The sequence below is a fragment of the Citrobacter sp. Cpo090 genome (assembly GCF_030332665.1).
Lineage (GTDB): Bacteria > Pseudomonadota > Gammaproteobacteria > Enterobacterales > Enterobacteriaceae > Citrobacter > Citrobacter portucalensis.
In genome coordinates, this window is sequence record NZ_JAOWHK010000022.1 from 71,944 (window position 1) to 97,295 (window position 25,352).

27 protein-coding genes and 1 tRNA gene are annotated in these 25,352 nt (G+C 50.4%); 11 read left to right on the forward strand and 17 right to left on the reverse strand.

The features are described from left to right. The first annotated feature begins 73 nt into the window (after positions 1-73). Together OGY83_RS01685 and OGY83_RS01690 are read left to right on the forward strand one after the other, a co-directional pair. Complete coding sequence (locus OGY83_RS01685; RefSeq protein WP_286635080.1) at positions 74-271, forward strand: hypothetical protein; 198 nt, start codon at positions 74-76, stop codon at positions 269-271. Positions 272-336: 65 nt separating this feature from the next. Next, positions 337-2,010 carry a phosphoethanolamine transferase gene (locus tag OGY83_RS01690; protein ID WP_286635054.1) on the forward strand — a complete coding sequence of 558 codons (1,674 nt, stop codon included), beginning with the start codon at positions 337-339 and terminating at the stop codon, positions 2,008-2,010. A 96-nt stretch (positions 2,011-2,106) separates the two neighbouring features. Here OGY83_RS01690 and OGY83_RS01695 read toward each other — a convergent pair whose 3' ends face one another. The 7 genes from OGY83_RS01695 to aspA all read right to left on the reverse strand — a co-directional run bounded on the left by OGY83_RS01695 (position 2,107) and on the right by aspA (position 9,421). Continuing rightward, entirely contained in the window at positions 2,107-3,369 is a 1,263-nt protein-coding gene (locus OGY83_RS01695; protein ID WP_158122772.1) for a tyrosine-type recombinase/integrase, read from the reverse strand. A gap of 197 nt (positions 3,370-3,566) precedes the next feature. Next, positions 3,567-3,642 (reverse strand) — tRNA-Phe (locus OGY83_RS01700). Between the two features lie 152 nt (positions 3,643-3,794). Further along, entirely contained in the window at positions 3,795-4,370 is a 576-nt protein-coding gene (locus OGY83_RS01705; protein WP_286635058.1) for a transcriptional regulator, read from the reverse strand. Between the two features lie 36 nt (positions 4,371-4,406). Continuing rightward, positions 4,407-6,116: a protein-disulfide reductase DsbD gene (locus OGY83_RS01710; protein WP_286635060.1), complete on the reverse strand. Its 1,710-nt coding sequence runs from the start codon at positions 6,114-6,116 to the stop codon at positions 4,407-4,409. Next, entirely contained in the window at positions 6,092-6,439 is a 348-nt protein-coding gene (gene cutA, locus OGY83_RS01715; RefSeq protein ID WP_003025447.1) for a divalent cation tolerance protein CutA, read from the reverse strand. Before cutA ends, OGY83_RS01710 begins: the two co-directional genes overlap by 25 nt. Before the next feature lie 128 nt (positions 6,440-6,567). Then, positions 6,568-7,869 carry an anaerobic C4-dicarboxylate transporter DcuA gene (gene dcuA / locus OGY83_RS01720; protein WP_003025449.1) on the reverse strand — a complete coding sequence of 434 codons (1,302 nt, stop codon included), beginning with the start codon at positions 7,867-7,869 and terminating at the stop codon, positions 6,568-6,570. Between the two features lie 115 nt (positions 7,870-7,984). Further along, positions 7,985-9,421 (reverse strand): aspartate ammonia-lyase, encoded by a 1,437-nt coding sequence (aspA, locus tag OGY83_RS01725; protein WP_048215096.1) that lies wholly within the window; start codon positions 9,419-9,421, stop codon positions 7,985-7,987. Between the two features lie 338 nt (positions 9,422-9,759). Here aspA and OGY83_RS01730 point away from each other — a divergent pair, with 338 nt between their 5' ends. Next, complete coding sequence (locus tag OGY83_RS01730) at positions 9,760-10,236, forward strand: FxsA family protein (protein ID WP_286635062.1); 477 nt, start codon at positions 9,760-9,762, stop codon at positions 10,234-10,236. 49 nt (positions 10,237-10,285) lie between these two features. On the opposite strand, the gene yjeH is transcribed toward OGY83_RS01730, so the two are convergent. Next, entirely contained in the window at positions 10,286-11,551 is a 1,266-nt protein-coding gene (gene yjeH / locus OGY83_RS01735; RefSeq protein WP_286635063.1) for an L-methionine/branched-chain amino acid transporter, read from the reverse strand. 275 nt (positions 11,552-11,826) lie between these two features. Here yjeH and OGY83_RS01740 point away from each other — a divergent pair, with 275 nt between their 5' ends. From OGY83_RS01740 to OGY83_RS01750, 3 genes are all read left to right on the forward strand, one after another. Further along, positions 11,827-12,120 (forward strand): co-chaperone GroES, encoded by a 294-nt coding sequence (locus OGY83_RS01740; protein ID WP_000027827.1) that lies wholly within the window; start codon positions 11,827-11,829, stop codon positions 12,118-12,120. A gap of 43 nt (positions 12,121-12,163) precedes the next feature. Beyond that, positions 12,164-13,807, forward strand: coding sequence for a chaperonin GroEL (groL, locus tag OGY83_RS01745; RefSeq protein ID WP_003830576.1), 1,644 nt, complete (start codon positions 12,164-12,166; stop codon positions 13,805-13,807). A 252-nt stretch (positions 13,808-14,059) separates the two neighbouring features. Next, the gene (locus OGY83_RS01750) at positions 14,060-14,413 is read left to right on the forward strand and encodes a DUF4156 domain-containing protein (protein WP_003025468.1); all 354 of its coding nucleotides are present in this window, start codon (positions 14,060-14,062) and stop codon (positions 14,411-14,413) included. Positions 14,414-14,592: 179 nt separating this feature from the next. On the opposite strand, the gene yjeJ is transcribed toward OGY83_RS01750, so the two are convergent. Both yjeJ and epmB read right to left on the reverse strand, forming a co-directional pair. Beyond that, on the reverse strand, positions 14,593-15,456 hold the full coding sequence (yjeJ, locus tag OGY83_RS01755; protein ID WP_286635065.1) for a YjeJ family protein: 864 nt from the start codon (positions 15,454-15,456) through the stop codon (positions 14,593-14,595). Positions 15,457-15,639: 183 nt separating this feature from the next. Beyond that, positions 15,640-16,668, reverse strand: coding sequence for an EF-P beta-lysylation protein EpmB (gene epmB / locus OGY83_RS01760; RefSeq protein WP_286635067.1), 1,029 nt, complete (start codon positions 16,666-16,668; stop codon positions 15,640-15,642). A 41-nt stretch (positions 16,669-16,709) separates the two neighbouring features. Here epmB and efp point away from each other — a divergent pair, with 41 nt between their 5' ends. The 3 genes from efp (at position 16,710) to ecnB (ending at position 17,722) form a co-directional block, all read left to right on the forward strand. After that, on the forward strand, positions 16,710-17,276 hold the full coding sequence (gene efp, locus OGY83_RS01765; RefSeq protein ID WP_003025478.1) for an elongation factor P: 567 nt from the start codon (positions 16,710-16,712) through the stop codon (positions 17,274-17,276). Positions 17,277-17,333: 57 nt separating this feature from the next. Continuing rightward, complete coding sequence (ecnA, locus tag OGY83_RS01770) at positions 17,334-17,468, forward strand: lipoprotein antitoxin entericidin A (protein ID WP_003830568.1); 135 nt, start codon at positions 17,334-17,336, stop codon at positions 17,466-17,468. A gap of 107 nt (positions 17,469-17,575) precedes the next feature. Next, positions 17,576-17,722 (forward strand): lipoprotein toxin entericidin B, encoded by a 147-nt coding sequence (gene ecnB, locus OGY83_RS01775; RefSeq protein WP_016151395.1) that lies wholly within the window; start codon positions 17,576-17,578, stop codon positions 17,720-17,722. Positions 17,723-17,752: 30 nt separating this feature from the next. On the opposite strand, the gene OGY83_RS01780 is transcribed toward ecnB, so the two are convergent. After that, entirely contained in the window at positions 17,753-18,352 is a 600-nt protein-coding gene (locus OGY83_RS01780) for a LuxR C-terminal-related transcriptional regulator (protein WP_286635069.1), read from the reverse strand. Positions 18,353-18,608: 256 nt separating this feature from the next. Here OGY83_RS01780 and sugE point away from each other — a divergent pair, with 256 nt between their 5' ends. Continuing rightward, entirely contained in the window at positions 18,609-18,926 is a 318-nt protein-coding gene (gene sugE, locus OGY83_RS01785) for a quaternary ammonium compound efflux SMR transporter SugE (protein WP_000118520.1), read from the forward strand. Here sugE and OGY83_RS01790 read toward each other — a convergent pair. Together OGY83_RS01790 and blaCMY are read right to left on the reverse strand one after the other, a co-directional pair. Then, on the reverse strand, positions 18,923-19,456 hold the full coding sequence (locus OGY83_RS01790; RefSeq protein ID WP_001221666.1) for a lipocalin family protein: 534 nt from the start codon (positions 19,454-19,456) through the stop codon (positions 18,923-18,925). The two genes, sugE and OGY83_RS01790, sit on opposite strands and share 4 nt — an antisense overlap. 93 nt (positions 19,457-19,549) lie before the next feature. Then, complete coding sequence (gene blaCMY / locus OGY83_RS01795; RefSeq protein ID WP_286635070.1) at positions 19,550-20,695, reverse strand: CMY-2 family class C beta-lactamase; 1,146 nt, start codon at positions 20,693-20,695, stop codon at positions 19,550-19,552. A 131-nt stretch (positions 20,696-20,826) separates the two neighbouring features. Between blaCMY and ampR the strand changes: the two genes are divergently transcribed. Beyond that, the gene (gene ampR, locus OGY83_RS01800) at positions 20,827-21,702 is read left to right on the forward strand and encodes a LysR family transcriptional regulator AmpR (protein WP_286635079.1); all 876 of its coding nucleotides are present in this window, start codon (positions 20,827-20,829) and stop codon (positions 21,700-21,702) included. Positions 21,703-21,743: 41 nt separating this feature from the next. On the opposite strand, the gene frdD is transcribed toward ampR, so the two are convergent. Genes frdD through frdA form a run of 4 tightly spaced genes read right to left on the reverse strand, consistent with a single transcriptional unit; the run spans position 21,744 to position 25,034 of the window. Continuing rightward, positions 21,744-22,100: a fumarate reductase subunit FrdD gene (frdD, locus tag OGY83_RS01805; protein WP_003025535.1), complete on the reverse strand. Its 357-nt coding sequence runs from the start codon at positions 22,098-22,100 to the stop codon at positions 21,744-21,746. A gap of 10 nt (positions 22,101-22,110) precedes the next feature. After that, positions 22,111-22,506, reverse strand: a complete 396-nt coding sequence (frdC, locus tag OGY83_RS01810; protein WP_003025537.1) for a fumarate reductase subunit FrdC — start codon at positions 22,504-22,506, stop codon at positions 22,111-22,113. Positions 22,507-22,516: 10 nt separating this feature from the next. Continuing rightward, positions 22,517-23,251 carry a fumarate reductase iron-sulfur protein gene (gene frdB / locus OGY83_RS01815; protein ID WP_079939035.1) on the reverse strand — a complete coding sequence of 245 codons (735 nt, stop codon included), beginning with the start codon at positions 23,249-23,251 and terminating at the stop codon, positions 22,517-22,519. After that, positions 23,244-25,034 carry a fumarate reductase (quinol) flavoprotein subunit gene (gene frdA / locus OGY83_RS01820; RefSeq protein ID WP_003830519.1) on the reverse strand — a complete coding sequence of 597 codons (1,791 nt, stop codon included), beginning with the start codon at positions 25,032-25,034 and terminating at the stop codon, positions 23,244-23,246. Before frdA ends, frdB begins: the two co-directional genes overlap by 8 nt. Positions 25,035-25,352: the final 318 nt, after the last annotated feature.

Genomic DNA, 25,352 nt, shown 5'->3' on the forward strand with positions numbered 1-25,352 from the left:
AGCAGCCAGCGTTGCCTTCCCCGGCTGCTGTTATTGTAAGGCATTTTCGTTAAGTATGCAGAAGGAGAGGAGCGTGAGATTGCTGTTAAAAGGGCTCGTCGGAATGGCGCTGGCCTGGCTTGTTATTGGTTTCGGGATGGAGTTATTTTTTCTCGCCGATCGGGGTCATCCGGCATTAAGAGTAATTGTTGTCCTGGGGATGTTATTCCTGCTGATAATGATTGCGGGCGGTATGTGCCGTTCTCTTCTGTCACGAAAGAAAACATCATGACGATCCTGTTTACGCCGCTACATTTGTGGCGGCGGATGATGCCCGTTTTATGATTATTCAGAAAAATGTATTCATCTGCCACGGTATGTTTCACGGTCAGCGCCGGGCAGAAATATCGCTTTTACTCAATTATTATGAAAATTAATCTTCCGTTCATACACTGGTCACGGATTAGCAATGATAAGCGCCTCGTGTTATCAGTGGTTGTCTTTACCCTTTCTAATATCCTTGTATCCTCAGGAGCGCATCTGATTTACCGGATATTATTCTTCACCCTGGCGCTTCTTATTATTAAGGCGATGAAATCGCTTACGCTGCGTTTTATTCTTGCCTTTTCGTTCACATTACTGACAGCGGCAGATATCAGTATCAGTTTGTATTCATGGTGTACATTCGGTACAACATTTAATGATGGTTTTGCAATCAGTATCCTTCAGACAGATCCTGATGAAGTAATAAGAATGTTCAGGATGTATGTTGTTTATGTTATCGCATTTATTATCCTCTTTTTATTGTTCTTCTGTTCAGCAATAAATAAAACGTCCTCATTACCATCGGAAAAGGTCACGGTAATTACATTTTTATTGTTAATTACAGTAACGTTATATTCTTCCTTTCAGTTTGCGTTGAAGAAACAGTATCAAATAAATGAAGTTGATCCTTACATAGTCGCTTCCCGGTTTGCCACATATACCCCTTTCTTTAATCTGAACTATTTTGCACTGGCCGCAAAGGAGCATCAGAGATTAATGACGATTGCTGATACCATACCTCACTACGATCTGGTGATTACGGATAACAACACTGACGTATTTGTTCTGGTGATTGGTGAATCTGCAAGGACTGATAACATGTCCATTTACGGGTATTCGCGCCCAACCACTCCAGAGCTTCAGAAACAGAAATCACGACTGAAACTGTTCACTCAGGCAATCAGCGGGGCACCTTATACCGCCCTTGCGGTACCGCTGGCATTATCTGCTGATACCGTGCTGCATCATGATGTTCGCCATTACCCCGATAATATTATCAACATGGCGAATCAGGCGGGGTTCGATACCTGGTGGCTCAGTGCGCAGTCAGCTTTCCGACAGAACGGAACGGCTGTGGCCAGTATCGCCATGCGGGCCAGAAACAGAATTTATGTCAGAGGCTATGATGAGTTACTGCTCCCGCACCTGGCTGAAGCACTGAACAGTAATCCGGGAGGCAGGAAACTGATTGTTCTGCATCTGACGGGCAGCCATGAACCGGTTTGCAGTAACTGGCCCAGAGATAAAGCCGTGTTTAAACCGCTGGATACAGAAGAAGTCTGTTACGATAATTCCATTCATTATACCGACAGTTTGTTGGGACAGGTTTTCGCTATGCTGGAAACGCGTCGGGCATCCGTCATGTATTTTTCAGATCATGGCCTGGAGTATGACCCGACAAAAGAGCATGCCTATTTTCATGGTGGAATAAAACCCAGCCAGCAGGCTTATCATGTTCCGATGTTTATCTGGTACAGCCCGGCACTGGGAGAGCATGTCGATCGCCAGACGGAGAACAGCGTTTTTTCCACTGCGTATAATGATTATCTGATTAATGCATGGATGGGCGTAACCAGACCGGATCAACCGAAAACACCGGAGGAGGTGATTACCCGCTGGCAGGGAAAATCCGTGGTTTTTGATGCCAGCCATAACGTGTTTGACTACAAAGTATTACGAAAGAACTTTAATGAGCCTCTGGAATAATTCATTAAAGTAATTTACTTCGCTATCCTTTTTCCAGTTACTCACAAAGAAAAATATTCAGAAAATAATTCCCGGGCTGGCAGCCCGGGATGATTACTATTTTAATGGATTGTTAATCTTTGCATATTCAAACGGGCTGATACATTGTTCTCTGTTCGCATCCAGAAAATCTGCCCACCACTGTAGCATCAGTCGACGTTCTTCCAGATGTTCTGCTTTATGGATATACGCAGCACGTACACCATTACGCTCCTGATGACTCATCTGACGTTCCACTGCATCGCGGGACCACAAACCTGATTCAATCAATGCACTGCATGCCATCGCCCGGAATCCATGGCCACAGACTTCCCGGGTTGTGTCATATCCCATCACCCTCAGGGCTTTATTTACAGTATTTTCACTGATTGGTTTACGCGGGTCATGTGCTCCCGTAAAGATCAGACCATTTTCACCAGCCCATGTCTGAAGTTCTGTCAGTATGGCTACAGCCTGTTTGCTGAGTGGCACAAGATGTGGTGTTCGCATCTTGGAGCCCCGGTGTGAGAATTTTACGCCAGGTAGAGGTTCGCGTTCGGCTGGAATAGTCCACATGGCATTGTCAATATCAATTTCAGACCAGCGGGCATATCTGAGTTCACTGGAACGAATAAAAACCAGTAAATTCAGCATAACGGCAAGCCGGGTGACAGGCTGGCCTTTATAACCGTCAATACGCGACAGAAGTTCAGGCAGGCGTGAAAGATTCAGAGCGGGGCGATGCTGGCGTTTTACCGTGGTCAATGCACCAGCCATATCCAGAGCCGGGTTATATCTGATGATGCCAGACTGTACGGCGTAACGCATTACAGCAGATATTCTTTGCTGCAGACGACTGGCGATTTCATAAATTTGTTTTGCTTCTGCAGCACGAACAGGGATAAGAAGGTCCGGGGTATTGAGTGTTGTGATATCCCGGTTGCCGATAAAGGGGAAAACGTGTGTCTCGAGGCTTTTGAGTACTTTATCGCTGTGTGATTGTGCCCATTGTTTATTACTGGCATGCCAGCGTCGTGCAATATGTTCAAAAGAGAGCTGTAAATCAGGGACTACTTTTTTAACTCTTTTCTGTTCGCAAGGGTCAATCCCCTCTGAAATCAGTTTTCGGGCCTCATCCCGTTTTGTACGAGCTTCGGAGAGAGAAACTTCTGGATACACACCAAGTGCCAGAGTCTTCTCCTTACCCAGAATACGATAACGGAGACGCCAGTAACGGGAACCATTAGGATGAATCAGCAGGAACATGCCGGCCCCGTCAGTGAGTTTATAAGCCTTGTCAGTGGGCTTTGCAGCCCGGATTTTTGCGTCAGTCAGTGCCATAGTTCAGCCTTCTGAATGCGTTAAAGAGGGTACAAATTCTGTCGAACTGGGGTATACCCGCAATTATACCCACACAATGAGGTTGATGTGGGGAGAATTTGGTTGAGTTCGGTAGAATTGATTTGGAGGAAGAACACTTAAATCATGATGTTCTGAAACGAAAAACGGACCTCCGTGGAGGTCCGTTGATATGAATTTGGTGCCCGGACTCGGAATCGAACCAAGGACACGGGGATTTTCAATCCCCTGCTCTACCGACTGAGCTATCCGGGCAACGGGGCGCATTAAACCGTATTCACGTCTGCCAGTCAATCAAATTTCTGGAAACATTGTTCAACCGCTTAATATTGCGGCAATCCGCATGGTTGTGCCTGAAGTTTGCACAAATCTTTCCGACAGAAGCGACGAAAACAGATAATGCTCACTTAGGTTAGCGCACCGCCCATTCGGCACTGGGCAAAGCGCAGGATATCTTCAGCCAGACGGTGTGCCGTTTCGACATCAGCATGGCTACGATTAACCAGCATGCGGCTCAGGCAGCCCTCCAGCACCAGTTCCATCTGTTTGGCGACCATTGCAGGGTCGTCAACTTCCAGCGTTGTCAGCAGTTCATGGGTGAAGTCATGTGCTGCCTTTTTTTGCTGATCGGCTAACTGATGGATCGGATGCCCGGTATCAGGGTAAAACGTACAGGCGGCGATGAACAGACAGCCGGGATAGCGATTATTGCTCACGCATTCGGACAGCGCGGTGTAGCGCGCCAGTAATTTCTGCTCAGCGCTCAGCGTGTCATCCAGCAAAAGCTGACGCCGCCAGATATCCACCCGCTGGCTGAGGTAACGTAGCGCATCGTACAGAATGGCCTCTTTATCGGGCCAAAAGCGCTGCAGTTCATCCAGAGGATAATCGATACGTTCGGCCACCATTTCCAGCGTGGTATTGGCTATCCCTTGCACCTCAAGTAATTTCAGGGCTTCTCCCAGGACATCTTCACGTTGCACGGTATTCTCCTCCGTATTTCCTGTTGCAAGTGTCGCTCACGGTTGGCGATCGCGCAAATGTGCGCTGAAGGTCGCGGCATCCATAAAGCCCGTAACCCGAGCTTCCGGGTGCTCTTTCCCCTCGGCATCAAAGAACAAGATAGTCGGCAAACCTAAAACCTGTAGATGTTTTAGCAGAGCGACATCCTGGGCATTGTTTGCCGTTACATCCGCCTGCAACAGCACTGTGTCGCCTAGCGCTTGCTGAACCTGTGGATTGCTGAATGTATACTTCTCAAACTCTTTACAGGCTACGCACCAGTCGGCATACAGATCCAACATCACGGGCTTGCCTTTGGCTTGCGCCAGTGCCTGATTTAACGCATCCACCGATGCCACTGGCGTGAAGTTAAGGTGTGTCTGGGTTTGAGCATGCGGCGCGCCGAACGCCCAGTCCTGCAATGGACGCACGCTTACCAGTGCTGCGGCTAACAGGACAATCTGCACGATACGCATCCAGGCGTGCTTTGCCTGTAGGCTGGTGATGAACGCCCAGCCAAAGAACGCGACGCCTAACAGTGACCATAAGCGAACGCCCCACTCGTCGCCAACGATACGTTCGAGTAAGAAGACGGGAAGCGCCAGAATGACAAAGCCAAAAGCGGTTTTGACATGTTCCATCCATGGGCCACTTTTAGGCAGCAGGCGGTTGCCAAATACGGTAATCAGCATCAGGGGTAATCCCATCCCCAACGCATACAGATACAGTGTGCCGCCTCCCAGCCACATGTTCCCGCTCTGAGCGATATACAGCAAAATCGCGCTTAGCGGGGCCGTTGTGCAAGGAGAACAGATGAGGCCAGCAATTGCCCCCATCGCAAAGACGCTGCCGGGAGATCCGCCTTGCTGGCGGTTACTCATTAGCGTGAGACGCGTTTGCAGCGATGAAGGCAGTTGCAGTGTGAACAGGCCAAACATCGACAGAGCCAGCAGCGTAAAGATGACGGCAAGGCCAATCAGGACGTAGGGATGCTGAAGCGCTGCCTGGAACTGTAAACCGGCGGCTGCAACAACCAAACCCAGCGCGGTATAGGTGAGCGCCATCCCTTGAACGTAGATAAACGTCAGCAGCAGTGCCCGTCCGGTTGATAAGCGTTGCTTGCCACCCAGTACGATACCGGAAATCAGTGGATACATCGGCAGTACGCAGGGCGTAAATGCGATACCAATTCCGATCAGCAATGCCCACAGCGCGGAGAAGGGGAGTTGGGCCGTGGGCTGCGGTTTCTCTTGCGGATCTGCAGTGGCTGGGGCTGGCGCAGGGGCTGTCGCGGAACCAGCAGACACTTCACTTAATGGCACCGTTTTTGTTTCTGGTGGATAGCAAAATCCGGCGTCGGCGCAGCCCTGGTATGTGATCGTTAATGTTGCGCCAGACTTAGCCTGATTGACCGTGATCGGGACAGTCAGCTGTTTACGGTAAATCTCACTTTTGCCGTAAAACTCATCTTCATGCCAGGCGCCTGGCGGCAGTTTTACCTCGGCAATATTGGCCTGAGATGGCGTAATGCTTATCTGTTTGCGATACAGATAGTAGCCATCTTTAACCTGCCATGTGAGGTTCAGATCGTGTTGGTTTTGCTGAAAATCAAAAACAAACGCCCGATCGGCAGAAACAAACTGCGAGCGGCCAGGCGCGTCAAATAATCCGGCAAAGGTAGATGTGCTGCACAGCAGCAGGATCAGCGTAAGGATGCGTTGAGCCATGAGCGGTAATCAAAGTCTCCGTGAGTGACGGGTAAAACCAGAAGTTCAGGCGTTTGATACGGATGATGTGACTTCAGGCAATCGAGAAGGGCTTGCTGGTGTGTGACGGTGGTTTTTAAAATCATCTGGACTTCATATTCCTGTTCCAGTTTGCCCTCCCAATAGTAGAGGGAGGTCGCACCGGGTAGCAGGGTCACGCAGGCAGCCAGTTTTTCCGCCAGCACTTTGGCGGCGAGATCCTGGGCGGTTGCTTCATCCGGGGCGGTACAGAGCACCACAACGGTATCGGGGATGGAAATATCCTGACTCTTTACATCAAGCATAAACACCTCGAAAGAACAGAGTAACCAGCAAAAGAATGGTCACTATACAACGGACGAGGGAAGGATGTTAGTTAAAGCGGGGCTGGGAGGAGGAACTGCAGGGTGCCCAGGCACCCTGCAGGAAAAACTTACAGCATGAAGCTGCCCAGCAAGAAGCCGAAGCAGACAGCCAGAACTACACCCAGGGTGCCTGGGATGAAGAACGGATGGTTAAAGACGAATTTACCGATGCGGGTTGTACCGGTGTCATCCATCTGAACTGCCGCAACCAGAGTTGGGTAGGTTGGCAGAATAAACAGGCCAGAAACAGCTGCGAAAGACGCAACAGCGGTCAGTGGGGAAACGTTCAGAGCCAGAGCCATCGGCATCAGTGCTTTAGCGGTTGCAGCCTGAGAGTACAGCAGCGCAGAAGCAAAGAAGAAGATGACAGCCAGCAGCCACGGATGACCCTGAATTACGCTACCTGCAGTATCTTTGATCCAGTCAATGTTGTGAGATACGAAGGTATCACCCAGCCATGCAACACCCAGGATACAAATACAGGCGCTCATACCGGCTTTGAAGGTGCTGGAGTTCAGGATGGAGTCAGTTTCAACGCGGCAGACGATCGTGGTCAGCGTTGCGACGCTCAGCATGATGATCAGAATTGCGTTGGTGGTGTTCATCAGCGGTTTAGCGACCAGGCCAAGGCTTGGGCTGTTGATGATGGCGTATACAACGACGCAAACCACGCCCAGCAGGAACAACCAAACGGAGGTTTTCGCACCAGCTTTGATTTCAACTTGTCTTTCACCGCGCAGTTCAACCAGGCCTTCTTCCAGACGCTTACGATAAATCGGGTCGTCAGACAGTTTGGAGTTGAACAGTGCAGTGATCAGGAAGGACATAACCAGAACAGCCAGCAGGGTGGACGGAATGACCACGGACAGCAGGTGAATGTAGCTGATGCCATGACCTTCCATTACAGAAGACATGTAAACTACGGCTGCGGAGATTGGAGAAGCCGTAATTGCAATCTGTGCAGAAACCACTGCGGTAGAGAGCGGGCGGCAAGGTTTGATCCCTTGTTCCTTCGCAACTTCAGCGATAACCGGCAGCGTTGCCAGAGAGATGTTGCCGGTACCTGCGAAGATAGTCAGGAAATAGGTCACGATAGGTGCAAGGATCGTGATGTATTTCGGGTTCTTACGCAGCAGTTTTTCAGTTTGATGAACCAGATAGTCCAGACCACCTGCAATCTGCATAGCTGAAATGGCAGCGATAACCGCCATGATGATGGAAATAACATCGAACGGGATATTACCGGGTTTTACGCCGATAGCGGCGAGAACCAGAACACCCAGCCCACCTGCAAATCCAATACCGATACCCCCAAGTCTGGCACCTAAAAAGATTGCCAGCAAAACGATGATAAGTTCTAAAACTATCATATTAGCCTTCCTTGTTGTTTAACAAGTTGATATTAAATTGTTGTTTTTAAGTAACTTCGAGTAAGAAAAAAGGCACGTCATCATGACGTGCCTTCTCCGGTACTACCCTACACGATTACTGTTCGCTTTCATCAGTATAACGTTTTGCTTTATAAGCAGGGTGCATCAGGTTCTGTGCAGAGAAGATATCGTCCAGTTCAGACTCGGTCAACAGACCGCGCTCCAGGACAACTTCACGTACGCTCTTACCGGTTTCGGCACAAATTTTACCGACGATGTCGCCGTTGTGGTGACCGATGAACGGGTTGAGGTAAGTAACGATGCCGATGGAGTTGAATACAAACGCTTCACAGACTTCTTTGTTAGCAGTGATACCACTAACGCATTTTTCCAGCAGGTTGTAGCAAGCGTTGCTCAGAATGTGAATGGATTCAAACATTGCCTGACCAATGACCGGCTCCATTACGTTCAGCTGCAGCTGACCAGCTTCAGATGCCATGGTTACAGTGATGTCGTTACCGATGACTTTGAAGCACACCTGGTTTACGACTTCCGGAACAACCGGGTTCACTTTAGCTGGCATGATAGAAGAACCAGCCTGCAGTTCCGGCAGGTTGATCTCGTTCAGACCCGCACGCGGACCAGAGGAGAGCAAACGCAGGTCGTTACAGATTTTGGACATCTTCACTGCCAGACGTTTCAGTGCGCCGTGCACCATAACGTATGCGCCACAGTCAGAAGTTGCTTCAATCAGGTCTTCTGCTGGAACACAGGCGAAGCCGGTGACTTCAGCCAGTTTCTGTACTGCCAGCGGAGAGTACTCTTTCGGTGTGTTCAGACCAGTACCGATTGCTGTCGCGCCGAGGTTAACTTCCAGCAGCAGCTCAGCGGTACGGCTAATGTTTTTCACTTCTTCTTTCAACAGTACGCTAAAAGCATGGAATTCCTGACCGAGGGTCATCGGTACAGCATCCTGCAGCTGGGTACGACCCATTTTCAGGATGTCCTGGAATTCAACAGCTTTTTTCTCGAAGCCTTCACGCAGCTGGTTCAGTGCATCAATCAGTTTGATGATGGATGCGTATACAGCGATACGGAAGCCTGTTGGATATGCGTCGTTGGTAGACTGACATTTGTTAACGTGGTCGTTCGGGTTCAGGTACTGATATTCACCTTTCTGGTGACCCATCAGTTCCAGACCGATATTGGCCAGAACTTCGTTGGTGTTCATGTTGACGGAGGTACCCGCACCACCCTGGTAAACGTCTACCGGGAACTGATCCATGCATTTTCCGTTATTCAGGACTTCATCACACGCCGCGATGATGGCATTTGCCACACTCTTAGGAATGGTTTGCAGCTCTTTGTTGGCCATTGCCGCTGCCTTTTTAACCATTACCATACCGCGAACAAATTCAGGAATATCGCTGATTTTGTTGTTGCTAATGTAGAAGTTTTCAATCGCTCTCAGAGTGTGGACACCGTAGTAGGCGTCCGCTGGAACTTCCCTGGTACCCAACAAGTCTTCTTCGATACGAATGTTGTTTAACATGTGAACCTTCTTTTTCAAGCTGCCAATGATTTGACTAAACACACAGGATATATGTGATTTCGATTGTTTCCCGACCGACGATTATCCCCTGCATCGGTCTGATACCCGAGATCATATGCTGGTTAAGGATTTCTACCGTAATCTGGATCACTTAAAGCGTGGAATTTACCCCTTATTTATTATTCTGTGAAATGGATCACCCCTTTGTGATTAACCCCAAATATTAGTGTACAAGTCACTTGAAATTTTGCTAACCACCACAATATCAAATCGATGCGATTAACATAATTTTTCGAACAGAAGTTGAACAAAACGGCTGTTATTAACAGGAGATCCCTTTGCGCTGGATACCATTACTTGCTATTTTTCTCTATATTTACATAGAGATATCTATTTTTATCCAGGTTGCCCATGTGATGGGCGTCCTGATGACGCTGATTTTGGTCATTTTTACGTCGGTTATCGGTATGTCTCTGGTTCGTAATCAGGGATTTAAGAACTTTTTACTGATGCAACAAAAAATGGCGGCTGGTGAAAGTCCGGCTGCAGAAATGATCAAAAGTGTATCGCTGATTATCGCTGGCCTGCTGTTGGTGCTGCCTGGTTTTTTCACCGATTTCCTCGGTCTTCTTCTTTTATTACCCCCGGTGCAAAAACATCTGACGATGAAACTGCTGCCACATTTACGTTTTTCGCGTATGCCTGGTGGTGGTTTTAGCGCCGGAACGGGTGGCGGTGAGACTTTTGATGGTGAATTTCAGCGCAAGGATGACAAGCACGACAGCATCGAACATAAAGACGATCGTCGGGATTAAGCATCAGTATGAAGGCCGGATAAGCGTTAGCGCCATCCGGCAAAAGTATTTATAGGCTGGATGATGGCGTCAACGTTGCCTTCTCCGGCCTGCGGGGTAAAAACAGCCACAGCCCTGCCAGCATAATCAATGTGTACAGACTCTTCCAGCCGACCATCGCCAGTAGCAGTAGGCACAGCAGACCTCCAATGACCGCCAGTGCGCGATAATGCCCTTTCAGTAATCGACACCCCGCCAACATGCACAGCAAATAAATCATAATAAAGATGCCGTTGGCGTAGACGATTAACGCATCGAGATTGATTTGCAGCATATAGATGCACAGAGTACTGACTACGCAGCAGCCCAATACGGCGTTTAGCGCATTGCGCGGAAGGTGGCGGGGGGACAGGCGAGCTAGATAACTCTCCGGCTTATACTGCGCTTGCGACCAGACCAGTCGGGCGAAACTTTGAATATAAATGTTGAGGCTGGCAAAACAGGCCAGATAACCAATGATGCAGGCGACCCACAGTGCCTGCACACCAAACAGTTGCACGACGATTTCTGGCAGCGACGCTGCGGCCGCCATTTGCTCGCCGTAGGCACCAAAATGGAGAACGACGACGGTGCATGCCCAATAAACAGACCCTGCCAGCAGCAGGCCAATCATCAGTGCGCGTGGGAAGTCTCGTTCCGGGTTTTTGAATTCAGACGCCAGGTGGGCAAACGCTTCAAGGCCGACAAAACACCAGAACATCACCGACAGCGCGGCGAACAGGCCGGGAAGCTCGATATCGGTAATCGCAGGGAAGGGGATTTCGCCTGGTTTCAGATCGCCTGCCCACCAGATAGCGACTATGAGGGCAACAATCAATCCGGCAATGACCGTTTGCAGATTAGCGCTTGAGCTTGCGCCGCGGGAGCCGATGTACCAAACCAATGCCAGCGTACCGAGCTCAGCCAGCAGAAGCTGCTCGTCATGCCAGCCAAACATCGCCTGACCGAATCCGGCGGCGATATGCAATGCTGCAGGCAAACCGACAGGAATGACCGACAAAAATAACCATCCGGTGACGCGCTCCAGACGTGAACCAAAGGCCATGCCGACAAAATGTGCCACACCGCCTGCACTGGGAAAATGACGCCCCAGTACGGCGAAGACAATCGCCACGGGAAAGACCAAAACAATCAGCGCCGGCCATGCCCACAGGCTGTTGTTGCCCGCAACCAGTGCGGCCAGCGCGGGGACGGCAAAAACGCCTGTACCTAACAATGATGTCGACAACAGGCCAACGCCCTGAGCCAGTCCCAGCTCTTGTTTCAGTCCGCTCATAAATTGTTATCCGGTTATGCCCATTGACCGGGCTACAGCGCAGATTTTTGATGGTATCACAATCAGATTTGCTTATGACGACGTGGCTGAAATCGTTATGAAATGTGAGGCGCGTCGGCGTTTTGACGGGATTTTCTGCTGATAAAAAATTTTTTTCGCTTGCCCCCTTGAAGGCACAAAACCCCATCCCCATCTCTCTGGTCACTAGCCGGGAAACCGTTTACGGGCCGGCGTCACCCATAACTGATAAAGACTTTCTCAAAGGAGAGCTATCAATGAGTATTCGTCCGTTACATGATCGTGTGATCGTCAAACGTAAAGAAGTTGAATCAAAATCTGCTGGCGGCATCGTACTGACTGGTTCTGCAGCAGGTAAATCAACTCGTGGCGAAATCATCGCTGTCGGTAAGGGTCGCATCCTGGACAACGGTACCGTACAGCCGCTGGACGTGAAAGTCGGCGATATCGTTATTTTCAACGATGGCTACGGAGTTAAATCTGAGAAGATCGACAATGAAGAAGTGTTGATCATGTCTGAAAGCGACATCCTGGCAATTGTTGAAGCCTAATCCGCGAACGACACTGAACATACGAATTTAAGGGAAAGAGAAAATGGCAGCTAAAGACGTAAAATTCGGTAACGACGCTCGTGTGAAAATGCTGCGCGGCGTAAACGTACTGGCAGATGCAGTGAAAGTTACCCTCGGTCCAAAAGGCCGTAACGTAGTTCTGGATAAATCTTTCGGTGCACCGACCATCACTAAAGATGGTGTTTCCGTAGCACGTGAAATCGAACTGGAAGACAAGTTCGAAAACATGGGTGCGCAGATGGTGAAAGAAGTTGCCTCTAAAGCGAACGACGCTGCAGGTGACGGTACCACCACCGCAACCGTACTGGCTCAGTCCATCATCACTGAAGGTCTGAAAGCCGTTGCTGCGGGCATGAACCCGATGGATCTGAAACGTGGTATCGACAAAGCTGTCGCTGCTGCTGTTGAAGAACTGAAAGCACTGTCCGTACCGTGCTCCGACTCTAAAGCTATTGCTCAGGTTGGTACTATCTCCGCTAACTCCGACGAAACCGTAGGTAAACTGATCGCTGAAGCGATGGACAAAGTCGGTAAAGAAGGCGTGATCACCGTTGAAGACGGTACCGGTCTGCAGGACGAACTGGACGTGGTTGAAGGTATGCAGTTCGACCGTGGCTACCTGTCTCCTTACTTCATCAACAAGCCGGAAACTGGCGCAGTAGAACTGGAAAGCCCGTTCATCCTGCTGGCTGATAAGAAAATCTCCAACATCCGCGAAATGCTGCCGGTTCTGGAAGCTGTAGCGAAAGCAGGCAAACCGCTGCTGATCATCGCTGAAGATGTTGAAGGCGAAGCGCTGGCAACTCTGGTTGTTAACACCATGCGCGGTATCGTGAAAGTCGCTGCGGTTAAAGCACCTGGCTTCGGCGATCGTCGTAAAGCAATGCTGCAGGATATCGCAACCCTGACCGGTGGTACCGTTATCTCTGAAGAGATCGGTATGGAGCTGGAAAAAGCAACTCTGGAAGATCTGGGTCAGGCGAAACGCGTTGTTATCAACAAAGACACCACCACCATCATCGATGGCGTGGGCGACGAAGCTGCAATCCAGGGGCGCGTGACTCAGATTCGTCAGCAGATCGAAGAAGCAACTTCTGACTATGACCGTGAAAAACTGCAGGAGCGCGTAGCGAAACTGGCAGGCGGCGTTGCGGTTATCAAAGTTGGTGCTGCGACTGAAGTTGAAATGAAAGAGAAGAAAGCTCGCGTTGAAGATGCCCTGCACGCTACCCGTGCTGCGGTAGAAGAAGGCGTGGTTGCTGGTGGTGGTGTTGCGCTGATTCGCGTAGCGTCTAAAATTGCCGGCCTGAAAGGTCAGAACGAAGACCAGAACGTAGGTATCAAAGTTGCGCTGCGCGCAATGGAATCCCCACTGCGTCAAATCGTACTGAACTGCGGCGAAGAGCCGTCTGTTGTGGCTAACACCGTGAAAGCCGGTGACGGTAACTACGGTTACAACGCTGCAACTGAAGAATACGGCAACATGATCGACATGGGTATCCTGGATCCAACCAAAGTAACTCGTTCTGCTCTGCAGTACGCTGCTTCTGTTGCGGGTCTGATGATCACCACCGAGTGCATGGTTACCGACCTGCCGAAAGGCGATGCGCCAGACTTAGGTGCTGCCGGTATGGGTGGTATGGGTGGAATGGGCGGCATGATGTAATTGCCCACACCCTGCATCCTTCAGGCTGCAGATGCGTGGGCTGCGTTTGCTAACCCCAGTCACTTACTTGAGTAAGCTTCTGGGGATTAACAAACTGGCCGCCTTCCTGCAACCAGAATGATTTGGGTGCTCATCTCCCAGAATTGAGAAACCCTCGGGCAGAAATGTCCGGGGGTTTTTCTTTTGGTCATCTTTTTAGTATATGATTCAGCTACGGACATAACGTCCAACTAATTGATTATGGGGAATGACATGCACGTGAAATATTTAGCAGGGATCGTTGGTGCCGCGCTACTGATGGCGGGTTGTAGCTCCAGCAACGAACTGAGTTCAGCCGGGCAAAGCGTACGTTTTGTTGAAGACAAGCCTGGCGCAGAGTGCCAATTGATAGGCACTGCAACCGGTAAGCAAAGCAACTGGCTTTCTGGCCAGCACGGCGAAGAGGGCGGCTCAATGCGTGGCGCAGCAAACGATCTGCGTAACCAGGCTGCGGCAATGGGCGGTAACGTGATTTATGGTGTCAGCAGCCCATCACAGGGAATGCTGTCCAGCTTTGTTCCTACCGCCAGTGAGATGATTGGACAGGTTTATAAGTGCCCTAACTGATTACACTTCATCCTTCAACCAGCCTCTTTGTTGGCTGCGCTGTGAAACCCCAGTCACATAGTTATCTATGCTCCTGGGGATTTTCTTCGCTTGCCGCCGCGATGCCGATTGAATGCTTTTGTGTAATAAAGTGGCCTGGACAGGCTCATGCAATCGTAGGCCTGATAAGCGTAGCGCCATCAGGCATTCTGAATCTTATGTGCAGACTGAACGCGTAAATGATGCAGCGCGCGCAGGCACTGATCCTGATTGAGCTTTTGTGTCTTATCACCCGTCAACGTTCTGACAAACACCTGGCACGGTACACCGGCAAGTTTTTTCAGCCGTGGGCTGAAGTCGAGAAGGCGGCGAGTAATGGCTTCGGCTTCTTTACTGCCGGAAGGCGCGCGGGTTTTTACTACCGAACCACAAAACTGAGCATTCCCTTTGTCATCCTTATAGCGGTAAATAATCGCCAGATAATGATTAAACAGGTTATGTTTCCATTCGGGTTGTGTATAAGAGTCGTATTCCAGATTGTCGTTTTGCTGACAATCAACATCGTACAGCGGCAGGAAATCCAGCAGCGATGTTATTCGTAGCGCGAGCTCTCGCATGCCAGCATTATTTATTGCGTGAATAATTGCATGCGCCAACACCTGAATCTGTAATTCATTAACCAGTAATTCGTGAGTTTGTCTGTCATGCAGCGTCAGAGAAAATGCTAAGTTTTCCCCTTTATCATCCACTAACATCAGTGAATTTATGCGACGGTTAATATCCGCATTTTTCAGTTCATCTTCCTGAATTAACGGAATGTTCTCGTGCATCTTTTTGCTGGCTTTTTCGCATTCTTTCTCATATTGCGCACGCTCGTTTTCGCTAAGCTGATGTTTAGCAGAGAGCCTGCTTTCCAGGGCGATAAGCAAGTCTCTTAGCCCGAGCGGAGAAAGGAAAAATAACGATTCCTTATTTCTTGGCTCTTTTATCTTTAACGCCAGAGCAATGAATTCATTCTTTTGGCGAATTACGCCGGTATTAATACCCTTAATACTTATAGCCATAAAAGGTTCTCCCTAACCATATATTTATTAATGTTCTGCATTTGAAACTATTGATAAAATCTACGAATGAATAATTTAACAGAGCTAATTAAAATAGCACAGATTAAAAGTGTGACTCCACTTGCGGGGATTTAAATAATAAGTAATCGTGGAGAGTGTCCGGAATCGGACACTCAATAATGGTTATTGTTGGCGTAACTGCAGGTCCAGCGGCGTTTTACTTGGCTCTCCGCCAATTTCTCGCGCCAGTTTGGGGACCATGTAACCGGAAACCAGCGTTAGCAGTTCACGCATAATTTGACGCGCTTCATCATCGCTGACCATAAAGTGGGCGGCACCCTGCACTTTATCCAGCACGTGCAGGTAATAGGGCATCACACCCGCATCAAACAGTGCGTTGCTAAGGTTGGCGAGCGTTTGTGCGTTATCGTTCACACCACGCAGCAATACGCTTTGGTTGAGTAGCGTAACGCCCGCGGCGCGCAGACTGCTCATCGCCTGGCGAAACGTCTCATCAACTTCATTGGCATGGTTAATGTGATTGACCAGCAGAATCTGCAAGGAGGAGTGTGCAAAGCGCTCGACCAGTCCTTCTGTAATGCGAGCCGGGATAACAATCGGCAAACGGCTGTGAATACGCAGACGCTTAATGTGCGGAATAGCTTCCAGTTGCGTGAGCAACCAGTCCAGTTCGCGGTCTTTGGCCATTAACGGATCGCCACCGGAGAAGATGATCTCATCCAGCTCAGGATGCGCGTTAATGTAGTCGAGGGCGACCTGCCAGTTGCGCTTATTGCCTTGGTTTTCGGCATATGGGAAGTGTCGACGGAAGCAATAGCGACAATTCACCGCACAACCACCTTTGACCAGCAACAGTGCCCGATTGCGATATTTATGCAGCAGACCGGGAACCACGCTGTGCTGTTCTTCCAGCGGATCGGTCGAGTAACCTGGCGCGGCAACAAACTCTTCCTGGGCTGTCAGTACCTGACGTAAAAGCGGATCGTCCGGGTTGCTTTTCTCCATGCGGGCAATAAACGCGCGCGGCACGCGCAGGGCGAAAAGCCGTCTCGCGTCGCGTCCGGCCAACAGTTTTTCATCTGCGTCTATGTTCAAAAGATGCAGAAGTTCATCGGGATCGGTCACAACATCGGCAAGTTGCGATAACCAATCTTCTCTGGATGGGGTATTTAGGGTTACAATATGCGCCATTTTGTGGCTTAGCTACCAGTTAACAATTTTCAGAGGGCCTTATGGCAACGTACTATAGCAACGATTTTCGTGCTGGTCTTAAAATCATGTTGGACGGCGAACCTTATGCGGTTGAAGCCAGCGAATTCGTTAAACCAGGTAAAGGCCAGGCGTTTGCGCGCGTTAAGCTGCGTCGCCTGCTGACCGGTACTCGCGTAGAGAAAACCTTCAAGTCTACTGACTCCGCTGAAGGCGCAGACGTAGCCGACATGAACCTGACCTTCCTGTATAGCGACGGTGAGTTCTGGCACTTTATGAATAACACCACTTTCGAACAGCTGGCTGCAGACGAGAAAGCGGTAGGCGATAACGCTAAATGGCTGCTGGACCAGGCTGAATGCATCGTGACCCTGTGGAACGGTCAGCCGATCTCCGTGACTCCGCCGAACTTCGTTGAGCTGGAAGTTGTTGAAACCGACCCAGGTCTGAAAGGCGATACCGCTGGTACTGGCGGCAAACCGGCTACCCTGTCCACCGGCGCAGTCGTTAAAGTTCCGCTGTTCGTACAGATCGGCGAAGTGATCAAAGTGGATACTCGCTCCGGCGAATACGTTTCTCGCGTAAAATAAGTCTTCCATTTGATCTTATGGCGCAGGTTGCTGCGCCATACTTTTTCCAGGGCAGGAATGATGAAACGTCTTCTCGGTCTTGTAATGCTACTCCTTTTCACCAGCACCCTCCTGACGGGTTGCAATACCGCGCGCGGCTTCGGTGAAGACATCAAACATCTTGGCAATTCAATCTCTCACGCCGCCAGCTAATCCTTTCATATAGTCTTAAAAACGGTTGTTTATCCATCACACTCCCAGATCTTGTCTATTATTAAGTAGCTATACACAAACAATATTGGCTAGAAAAGGAAGACGTTATGGTTAAGAAGACAATTGCTGCGATCTTTTCTGTGTTGGTTCTTTCTTCAGTGTTGACTGCGTGCAATACAACAAAAGGTGTTGGGCAGGATATCTCTGAAGGCGGTAGCGCAATCTCTGGTGCAGCGACAAAAGCTCAGCAATAATCATGAACGGTACGACGTCGTGTCGTACCGTTAATCTCCCTTCCCAGGGAGTGAAAGGAACGGCGAGAAGCGGTTCCCCAGATGCAGTTTCATACGGATATTCCGCTTATAGGTGTAGACCGTTTTGCCATGAATGCTGAGCGCGGCGGCAATGGCATTGTTACTCACACCATCCATCCACATTGATAATACTTTCTCCTCTTGCGGCGTAAGCAAAGGCGTGGCGTTTTTGGCTATTTCTAATGCGGGGCGAACCTGAAGCGCTTCCTGAATTGTGTGGGAGAGTGTGTTCAGCGTGGTGTGCTTGGTTAAGACCGAATGGGCGACGGATTGAGAGGGCACGATAGGGGCATGCTGTCTGTCTGCTGATTGCAGTAAAATCAGTGGGATGACGCCACAACTCATAAAAAAAGGTTTAATTGGCTGACTGGAGTGCGTCTCGCTAATAAAACTGTATAAATCCGCGATCACCAGATGCGGTTTCCATTGCAAAATATGCTCTTTTGCTAACAGGAGATTATTGATTCCTGATACCAGAAATGAAGAGCTGAACCTGCCAGAATGATTAAGCAAGGCCTCTATCCCTGTGCGGGTAAAGTGGCACCGGTCAATCACTAAAATTTTAAGCATAAACGTTTCGCATTCAGAAGAGGGGCAATCGACTTTCTGGTTTCAGAAAGCCCTTCATCATAGAGAACTCCGATGAGTGCCAAATGCGGGAACTACGCCGCTAATTATGCTTAATTCTTGCTTTTAGCAGGCAGTGAATAAAAAGGTTGAAATTCATTTTCTTCCGGGCAAAAATGCCATTTCACACATCAGCTTTGTAGGACGACCTGCAAACGCTTCTTTCACCGGGGACGGCCCCATTGTTCTGGAGCCTGATATGTCCTGGATCGTTTTATTAATTGCAGGTTTGCTCGAAGTCGTCTGGGCGATTGGCCTGAAATACACCCACGGTTTTACGCGTTTGACGCCAAGCATCATCACTATTGCGGCTATGATCGTCAGTATCGCCATGCTCTCCTGGGCAATGCGCACATTACCTGTAGGAACCGCTTATGCGGTCTGGACCGGTATTGGTGCTGTTGGGGCGGCCATTACAGGGATTTTACTGCTGGGTGAGTCTGCCAGCCCGGCGCGTTTGCTGAGCCTTGGGCTGATCGTTGCTGGCATTATTGGTCTGAAGCTGAGTACTCACTAAGCGCCAGGCTGTTTCACCCAAATCAGTTTATTCACCTCAAACCCTTCCCGGGTCGCGATGGCTAACATTTGCTGTTTCATTTCATCTGAAATAGTCGGGGTCCGTGAAAGGATCCACAGGTAGTCGCGATCCGGACCGCAAACCAGTGCGTGACGATATTCCCGGTCGAGTGCAATTACGTTATACCCTCCATAGAACGGGCCGAAGAACGAAACCTTAAGCGCGGCCCTGCTTGGATCTCCGGTGAAATAGGCTTTCCCTTCCGTTTTCTGCCACATCTCCCTGTCAGGGTTATAGCCTTTATTGATCACGTTGATGCCGCCGTCGTCGCGCAAACTGTACGTTGCGGTTACTTTATCCAACCCGCGCTCGAAACGATGGTCGAAACGCGCTATTTCATACCAGGTGCCCAGATAACGTTTGGCATCAAAGTTATTCACCACGGTAACGCCTTTCGGCGGTGTCGGGGAGCTACACGCGACAACCAGGAATGCAGCCGTAACTGCAGCAACGACGGGCAAAATGCGCATGGGATTTTCCTTGCTGTATTTTTGTTAAGTGTAGATGACAACAGGAAAAAAAGAGAAAGAAAGGAGGCCCAATATCCTGGGCCTCATTGTCAGTTATTGCAGTTTTTCAAGAATACGCCAGGCTGCATCGACGCGGGCAGGGTTAGGATAGCTTTTGTTTGCCAGCATCACGATGCCAAGGTTTTTTTCTGGAACGAAGGCAACGTAGCTGCCAAATCCACCAGTGGATCCCGTTTTATGTACCCATGAGGCTTTCACTGCGGGGGCGGGCGGGTTTACCTCAACGGCGGGAAGCGCTGCTAATGCCACTTTGCTGTCGCTACCGTTGATGATCGAATCAGCTTTCAGCGGCCAGTTCAGCATCTCCCAGCCTAATCCCTGGTACATATCGCCAATACGCCAGTAGCGAGACTGCGCAAGCTCAATGCCCTGCTGGAGTGTTTTCTCCTGAACCTGGCTGGCGTCCATGTTGGCCTGAACCCAGCGGGCCATATCAATAACGCTGGATTTCACGCCATAGGCTTCGGCGTCAAGTTGTCCCGGAGAAACGTGTACGGGCTTCCCTTCGCGATAGCCCCAGGCATAATCTTTTTGTTCGCTTTGCGGAACCGTAATCCAGGTATGCGCCAGTTTTAATGGTTGCAGGACGCGTCTGGTCATCGCCTCTTCGTAGCTCATACCTGAGGGTTTCACCGCCAGCGCGCCAAACAGACCAATGCTGGAGTTAGCGTAAAGACGCTTAGTGCCCGGAGTCCATTGTGGCTGCCAGTTTTGATAAAAGCGCAGTAATGCGGCTTTATCCGTAACGTCATCGGGGATCTGCAGCGGCAGGCCACCTGCCGTATAGGTGGCTAAGTGCAGCAGGCTGATACCCTGCCACTGTTTGCCTGTCAGTTCTGGCCAGTATTTCGTGACCGGATCGCTGAGCTTAATTTCACCGCGGGCGATAGCGTCGCCGCCCAACACGCCGTTAAACGTCTTACTGACCGACCCTAGCTCAAACAGCGTTTGCTGCGTGACTGGGTGGTTATTGGCGATATCGGCTTTACCCCAGGTGAAATAATAGGGTTTACCCTGGTAGATAACCGCAACGGCCATACCCGGAATAGCCTGCTCCTGCATCAACGGGGTGATGGTGTGATTAACGATATCGGCAATCTGTTGTTCTGTTTTTGCCGCGGCAAACGTGGAGAAAGAGGCTGTCAGCAGCAGAGCGCAGCATAACGATTTTTTCATCATGAAATCAGTTCCGTAATTAAAAGCGAAAGGGTGTCCGGGCCCGTCAGACGCAATCAGTGTGTTTGATTTGCATCGTGTTGACAAACGGTTAAATTTAGCAGCAGATATAAGTTTTTCTAACAGGCCGGATGATGACGCGTAGCTATATCCCTCTTAACTCGCTGCGGGCTTTTGAAGCCGCGGCCAGACATCTCAGTTTTACCCGCGCCGCGATTGAGCTCAACGTGACGCATTCTGCCATCAGTCAGCATGTAAAAGCGCTGGAGCAGCAGCTAAATTGTCAGCTTTTTGTGCGGGGCTCTCGTGGGTTAATGTTGACGACAGAGGGAGAAAGTCTGTTACCTGTACTTAATGACTCTTTCGATCGTATGGCGGGGATGCTGGATCGTTTTGCCACCAAACAGACCCAGGAAAAACTTAAAATTGGCGTGGTGGGGACTTTTGCGGTTGGGTGTCTGTTTCCTTTACTGGGCGGTTTTAAGCGCAGTTACCCGCATATTGATTTGCATATTTCTACCCATAATAACCGCGTGGATCCCGCTGCCGAAGGGCTGGATTATACCATTCGTTACGGAGGGGGAGCCTGGCACGATACCGATGCGCAATATTTATGTAGTGCGCTGATGTCTCCGCTGTGCTCGCCAACATTGGCTTCGCAGATTAAAGCACCTGCGGACATCCTGAAATTTCCATTATTGCGATCGTATCGACGTGATGAATGGGCGCTTTGGATGCAGGCGGCCGGAGAGGCGCCTCCGTCACCGACGCACAACGTGATGGTGTTTGATTCGTCCGTCACCATGCTGGAAGCCGCTCAGGCGGGGATTGGTGTGGCAATTGCACCAGTCAGAATGTTCACGCATTTACTCAGCAGTGAACGTATCGTTCAGCCGTTTTTAACGCAGATTGATTTGGGAAGCTACTGGATAACGCGTTTGCAATCGCGCCCGGAGACACCGGCGATGCGTGAATTTTCCCGTTGGTTGACCGGGGTGCTGCACAAATAAAAAGGCCCACCAATGGCGGGCCTGATCATTAACGCATGTACTTAGATGGTCAGAATACCAATCGCCGTTACAACGGTCAGGATAGCTGCCAGTCCGTAGAATACCCATTTGCCAGCAGGCACGTGGATCTTCAGGTCATGCATCGCGTGGTGCATACGGTGTAAACCACACCACAGCGGCAGAACGATCATCAGGAACAGAAACGCACGTCCGATGAAGCTCTGAGCGAATGCCAGTACGCGTTCATAGCTGAAAGCATCAGGAACAAAGCCCAGCGGCAGCATAATGCCTACCAGCAGGATCATTACCGGCGCAATGATTGCGCTCCACATACCGCCTGCACCAAACAGGCCCCAGAATACGGGTTCGTCAGAGCGTTTTGGATTTGGATTAATCATTCCGGACTCCTTACCAGAACAGGGCAACAAACAGTATGACTACTGTCGCAACCACAGTAACTGCCCAGAGACCTTTGATGATCGGCTCTGGCCCCATTTTTTCGTCTTTTACGATGATGTTGGCTGCTTTTGGCGCCAGCTCAAACCAGGTTTTGGTATGCAGCAGCGCTGCTGCCAGGGCGATAATGTTAAGGATTACCACCACCGGGTTTTGCAAAAAGGCGACAAAGCCCATCCAGGACTCTGCACCATGCTTGAGTGCAAACAGGCCGATAATCAGTTCAATGCTGAACCAGACTGCCGGAACTGCCGTGCCTTCACGCAGCATGTAAAAACGATAAAATGGCAGCTTTTTCCACCAGGTGGACGTCATTGGCCGCACATAGGCTTTACGTTTAGTCGTCATCGTGCACTCCTTAGCGTGGTTTCAGGGTAGCGATAAGAAAGTCTTTTGAACTTTCAACTTTACCCTGCTGAATGGCCGCAGCCGGATCGACGTGTTTCGGGCAGACTTCGGAGCAGTAGCCCACAAAAGTACAGGTCCACACGCCGTTCGGGCTGTTCAACTGAGCCATACGCTCCTTCTTACCGTGGTCGCGGCTATCTTCGTTGTAACGATGCGCCAGCGTAATCGCAGCCGGTCCAATGAACTCAGGGTTCAGGCCGAACTGCGGACACGCGGCATAGCACAGACCACAGTTGATGCAACCGGAGAACTGATGATACTTCGCCATCTGCGCCGGAGTCTGGGTGTTTGGACCCTGATCCGGTGTACGCGGGTTACCGATAATGTACGGTTTGATCGCTTCCAGGCTTTCGATAAAGTGCGTCATGTCGACGACCAGATCGCGCTCAATCGGGAAGTTGCCCAGCGCTTCAATCTTCATGCCGTTGGTGTAATCACGCAGGAAGGTTTTGCACGCCAGTTTCGGTACATTGTTGACCATCATGCCGCAGGAGCCGCAGATCGCCATACGGCAGGACCAGCGGTAGCTCAGGTCCGGTGCCAGGTTATCCTTGATGTAGCCCAGCGCATCCAGCAGTGACGTGGTTTCATCATAAGGAACTTCGTAGAAAGCACTGTGCGGCGCGGTATCGGTTTCCGGGTTATAGCGCACCACCTCAACTTTCAGGTTTTTCATCTCAGCCATTCGCCTTCTCCTTCTTATCGGCTGCTTCCGCTTCGCCACCGTAAACACGTTTAGCCGGTGGCAGAGTGGTGATTTTCACGTCGCTGTATTCCAGGCGAGTCGTGCCGTCAGCATCGCGGAAGGCGAGGGTGTGTTTGAGGAAGTTCACATCGTCACGCTCGGTGCAGCCTTCATCCAGACGCTGGTGCGCGCCGCGGGATTCTTTACGCGCCAGAGCAGAGTGCGCCATACATTCAGCAACGTTCAGACCGTGACCCAGTTCGATGGTATACAGCAGGTCGGTGTTGAAGACGCTGGAGGTATCAGTGATACGTACGCGCTTGAAGCGTTCCTGCAGTTCCGCCAGCTTATCAACGGTTTTCTGCATGAGTTCCGGCGTACGGTAGATACCGCAACCTTCTTCCATGGACAGGCCCATTTCGTCACGGATCTTAGACCAGTTTTCGTTACCTTCCTGGTTAACCAGATCTTTCAGACGTTTTTCAACGCCAGCAACCTGTGCATCAAGAGCGGCACTGTTTGCAGCGCCAGCCGTTGCAGCGCGTTCTGCTGCCTGCTCACCGGCCATACGACCGAAGACCACCAGTTCTGCCAGGGAGTTAGAGCCCAGACGGTTAGCGCCATGCAGACCAACAGAGGAACATTCGCCGACAGCGAACAGACCTTTAATGCGGGTTTCACAGTGCTGATCGGTTTCGATACCGCCCATGGTGTAGTGCGCGGTCGGACGTACCGGGATCGGTTCTTTAACCGGATCGACACCCACGTAAGCTTTCGCCAGTTCGCAGATGAACGGTAAACGTTCGAGCAGTTTTTTCTCGCCGAGGTGACGCAGGTCGAGGTGAACCACATCGCCACGCGGAGTGGAAATGGTGTTGCCTTTGCGCCATTCGTGCCAGAACGCCTGAGAAACTTTGTCGCGCGGACCAAGTTCCATGTATTTGTTTTTTGGCTCGCCCAGCGGGGTTTCCGGACCCATGCCGTAGTCTTGCAGATAACGGTAGCCGTTTTTGTTGACCAGAATACCGCCTTCACCACGGCAACCTTCCGTCATCAGGATACCGGAACCTGGCAGACCTGTTGGGTGATACTGAACGAATTCCATATCACGCAGCGGAACGCCGTGGCTCAATGCCATGCCCATACCGTCGCCGGTTACGATGCCGCCGTTGGTGTTGTAACGGTAAACACGACCTGCGCCGCCCGTTGCCATAACAACAGCGTTAGCACGGATCTGCACCAGCGTGCCTTCCATCATGTTCATGGCAACCAGGCCGCGAGCATGACCGTCGTCAACCAGGATATCCAGAACGAAGTGTTCGTCAAAGCGCTGAATCTGCGGGAACTGCAAAGATGTTTGGAACAGCGTATGCAGCATGTGGAAGCCGGTCTTATCCGCGGCAAACCAGGTACGCTCGATTTTCATGCCGCCGAAGCGACGTACGTTGACGCTACCGTCTTCACGACGGCTCCATGGGCAGCCCCATTGTTCCAGTTGCGTCATTTCAGTTGGGCAGTGGTGGACAAAGTAATCCACGACATCCTGCTCACACAGCCAGTCTCCGCCTGCTACCGTATCGTGAAAATGGTAGTCAAAGCTGTCATGATCCTGCGCGACAGCAGCAGAGCCGCCTTCGGCAGCAACGGTATGGCTGCGCATTGGGTACACTTTTGAGATCAGTGCGATTTTAGCGTTGGGATTTGCTTGTGCGGCAGCAATTGCAGCACGTAATCCCGCGCCACCGGCGCCTATAATGGCAAGATCGGCTTGAAAGGTTTGCACGACATTCCTCCAGATTGTTGTTATTTCATCCCTGCCTGAAATCAGATGCTTCATCGGCTTCAAACAGGTTATGAACGCGTTTCCACTGCTCCTTTATAGGTACAATAGTATAGTCTTAGGGATGTGCGGGAAATTTGACGTGTTCGATTTTTTTAGCTTGTCACAGGGGGGAATTATCATTGAATTTGATTAATTTAATTACTAAACCACCCTATGTCGCTTTTTTTATCCAATTGCCAGCGCTGATTACTGCTGCCTGAAATTTGTCTCGTTAGCGCGATACGAGTAGACTTCGTGCCCTTGTCTTAAATCGGAGAA

Bases quoted from the DNA above. Each gene is read 5' to 3' on its own strand.
- aspA (WP_048215096.1), bottom strand. From the start codon at position 9,421: ATGTTAAACAACATTCGTATCGAAGAAGACTTGTTGGGTACCAGGGAA.
- OGY83_RS01710 (WP_286635060.1), bottom strand. From the start codon at position 6,116: ATGGCTCAACGCATCCTTACGCTGATCCTGCTGCTGTGCAGCACATCT.
- efp (WP_003025478.1), top strand. From the start codon at position 16,710: ATGGCAACGTACTATAGCAACGATTTTCGTGCTGGTCTTAAAATCATG.
- ecnA (WP_003830568.1), top strand. From the start codon at position 17,334: ATGATGAAACGTCTTCTCGGTCTTGTAATGCTACTCCTTTTCACCAGC.
- ampR (WP_286635079.1), top strand. From the start codon at position 20,827: ATGACGCGTAGCTATATCCCTCTTAACTCGCTGCGGGCTTTTGAAGCC.
- OGY83_RS01690 (WP_286635054.1), top strand. From the start codon at position 337: ATGTATTCATCTGCCACGGTATGTTTCACGGTCAGCGCCGGGCAGAAA.
- dcuA (WP_003025449.1), bottom strand. From the start codon at position 7,869: ATGATAGTTTTAGAACTTATCATCGTTTTGCTGGCAATCTTTTTAGGT.
- sugE (WP_000118520.1), top strand. From the start codon at position 18,609: ATGTCCTGGATCGTTTTATTAATTGCAGGTTTGCTCGAAGTCGTCTGG.
- yjeJ (WP_286635065.1), bottom strand. From the start codon at position 15,456: ATGGCTATAAGTATTAAGGGTATTAATACCGGCGTAATTCGCCAAAAG.
- groL (WP_003830576.1), top strand. From the start codon at position 12,164: ATGGCAGCTAAAGACGTAAAATTCGGTAACGACGCTCGTGTGAAAATG.
- OGY83_RS01790 (WP_001221666.1), bottom strand. From the start codon at position 19,456: ATGCGCATTTTGCCCGTCGTTGCTGCAGTTACGGCTGCATTCCTGGTT.
- frdB (WP_079939035.1), bottom strand. From the start codon at position 23,251: ATGGCTGAGATGAAAAACCTGAAAGTTGAGGTGGTGCGCTATAACCCG.
- cutA (WP_003025447.1), bottom strand. From the start codon at position 6,439: ATGCTTGATGTAAAGAGTCAGGATATTTCCATCCCCGATACCGTTGTG.
- OGY83_RS01740 (WP_000027827.1), top strand. From the start codon at position 11,827: ATGAGTATTCGTCCGTTACATGATCGTGTGATCGTCAAACGTAAAGAA.
- OGY83_RS01750 (WP_003025468.1), top strand. From the start codon at position 14,060: ATGCACGTGAAATATTTAGCAGGGATCGTTGGTGCCGCGCTACTGATG.
- OGY83_RS01780 (WP_286635069.1), bottom strand. From the start codon at position 18,352: ATGCTTAAAATTTTAGTGATTGACCGGTGCCACTTTACCCGCACAGGG.
- frdC (WP_003025537.1), bottom strand. From the start codon at position 22,506: ATGACGACTAAACGTAAAGCCTATGTGCGGCCAATGACGTCCACCTGG.
- blaCMY (WP_286635070.1), bottom strand. From the start codon at position 20,695: ATGATGAAAAAATCGTTATGCTGCGCTCTGCTGCTGACAGCCTCTTTC.
- ecnB (WP_016151395.1), top strand. From the start codon at position 17,576: ATGGTTAAGAAGACAATTGCTGCGATCTTTTCTGTGTTGGTTCTTTCT.
- OGY83_RS01695 (WP_158122772.1), bottom strand. From the start codon at position 3,369: ATGGCACTGACTGACGCAAAAATCCGGGCTGCAAAGCCCACTGACAAG.
- epmB (WP_286635067.1), bottom strand. From the start codon at position 16,668: ATGGCGCATATTGTAACCCTAAATACCCCATCCAGAGAAGATTGGTTA.
- frdD (WP_003025535.1), bottom strand. From the start codon at position 22,100: ATGATTAATCCAAATCCAAAACGCTCTGACGAACCCGTATTCTGGGGC.
- yjeH (WP_286635063.1), bottom strand. From the start codon at position 11,551: ATGAGCGGACTGAAACAAGAGCTGGGACTGGCTCAGGGCGTTGGCCTG.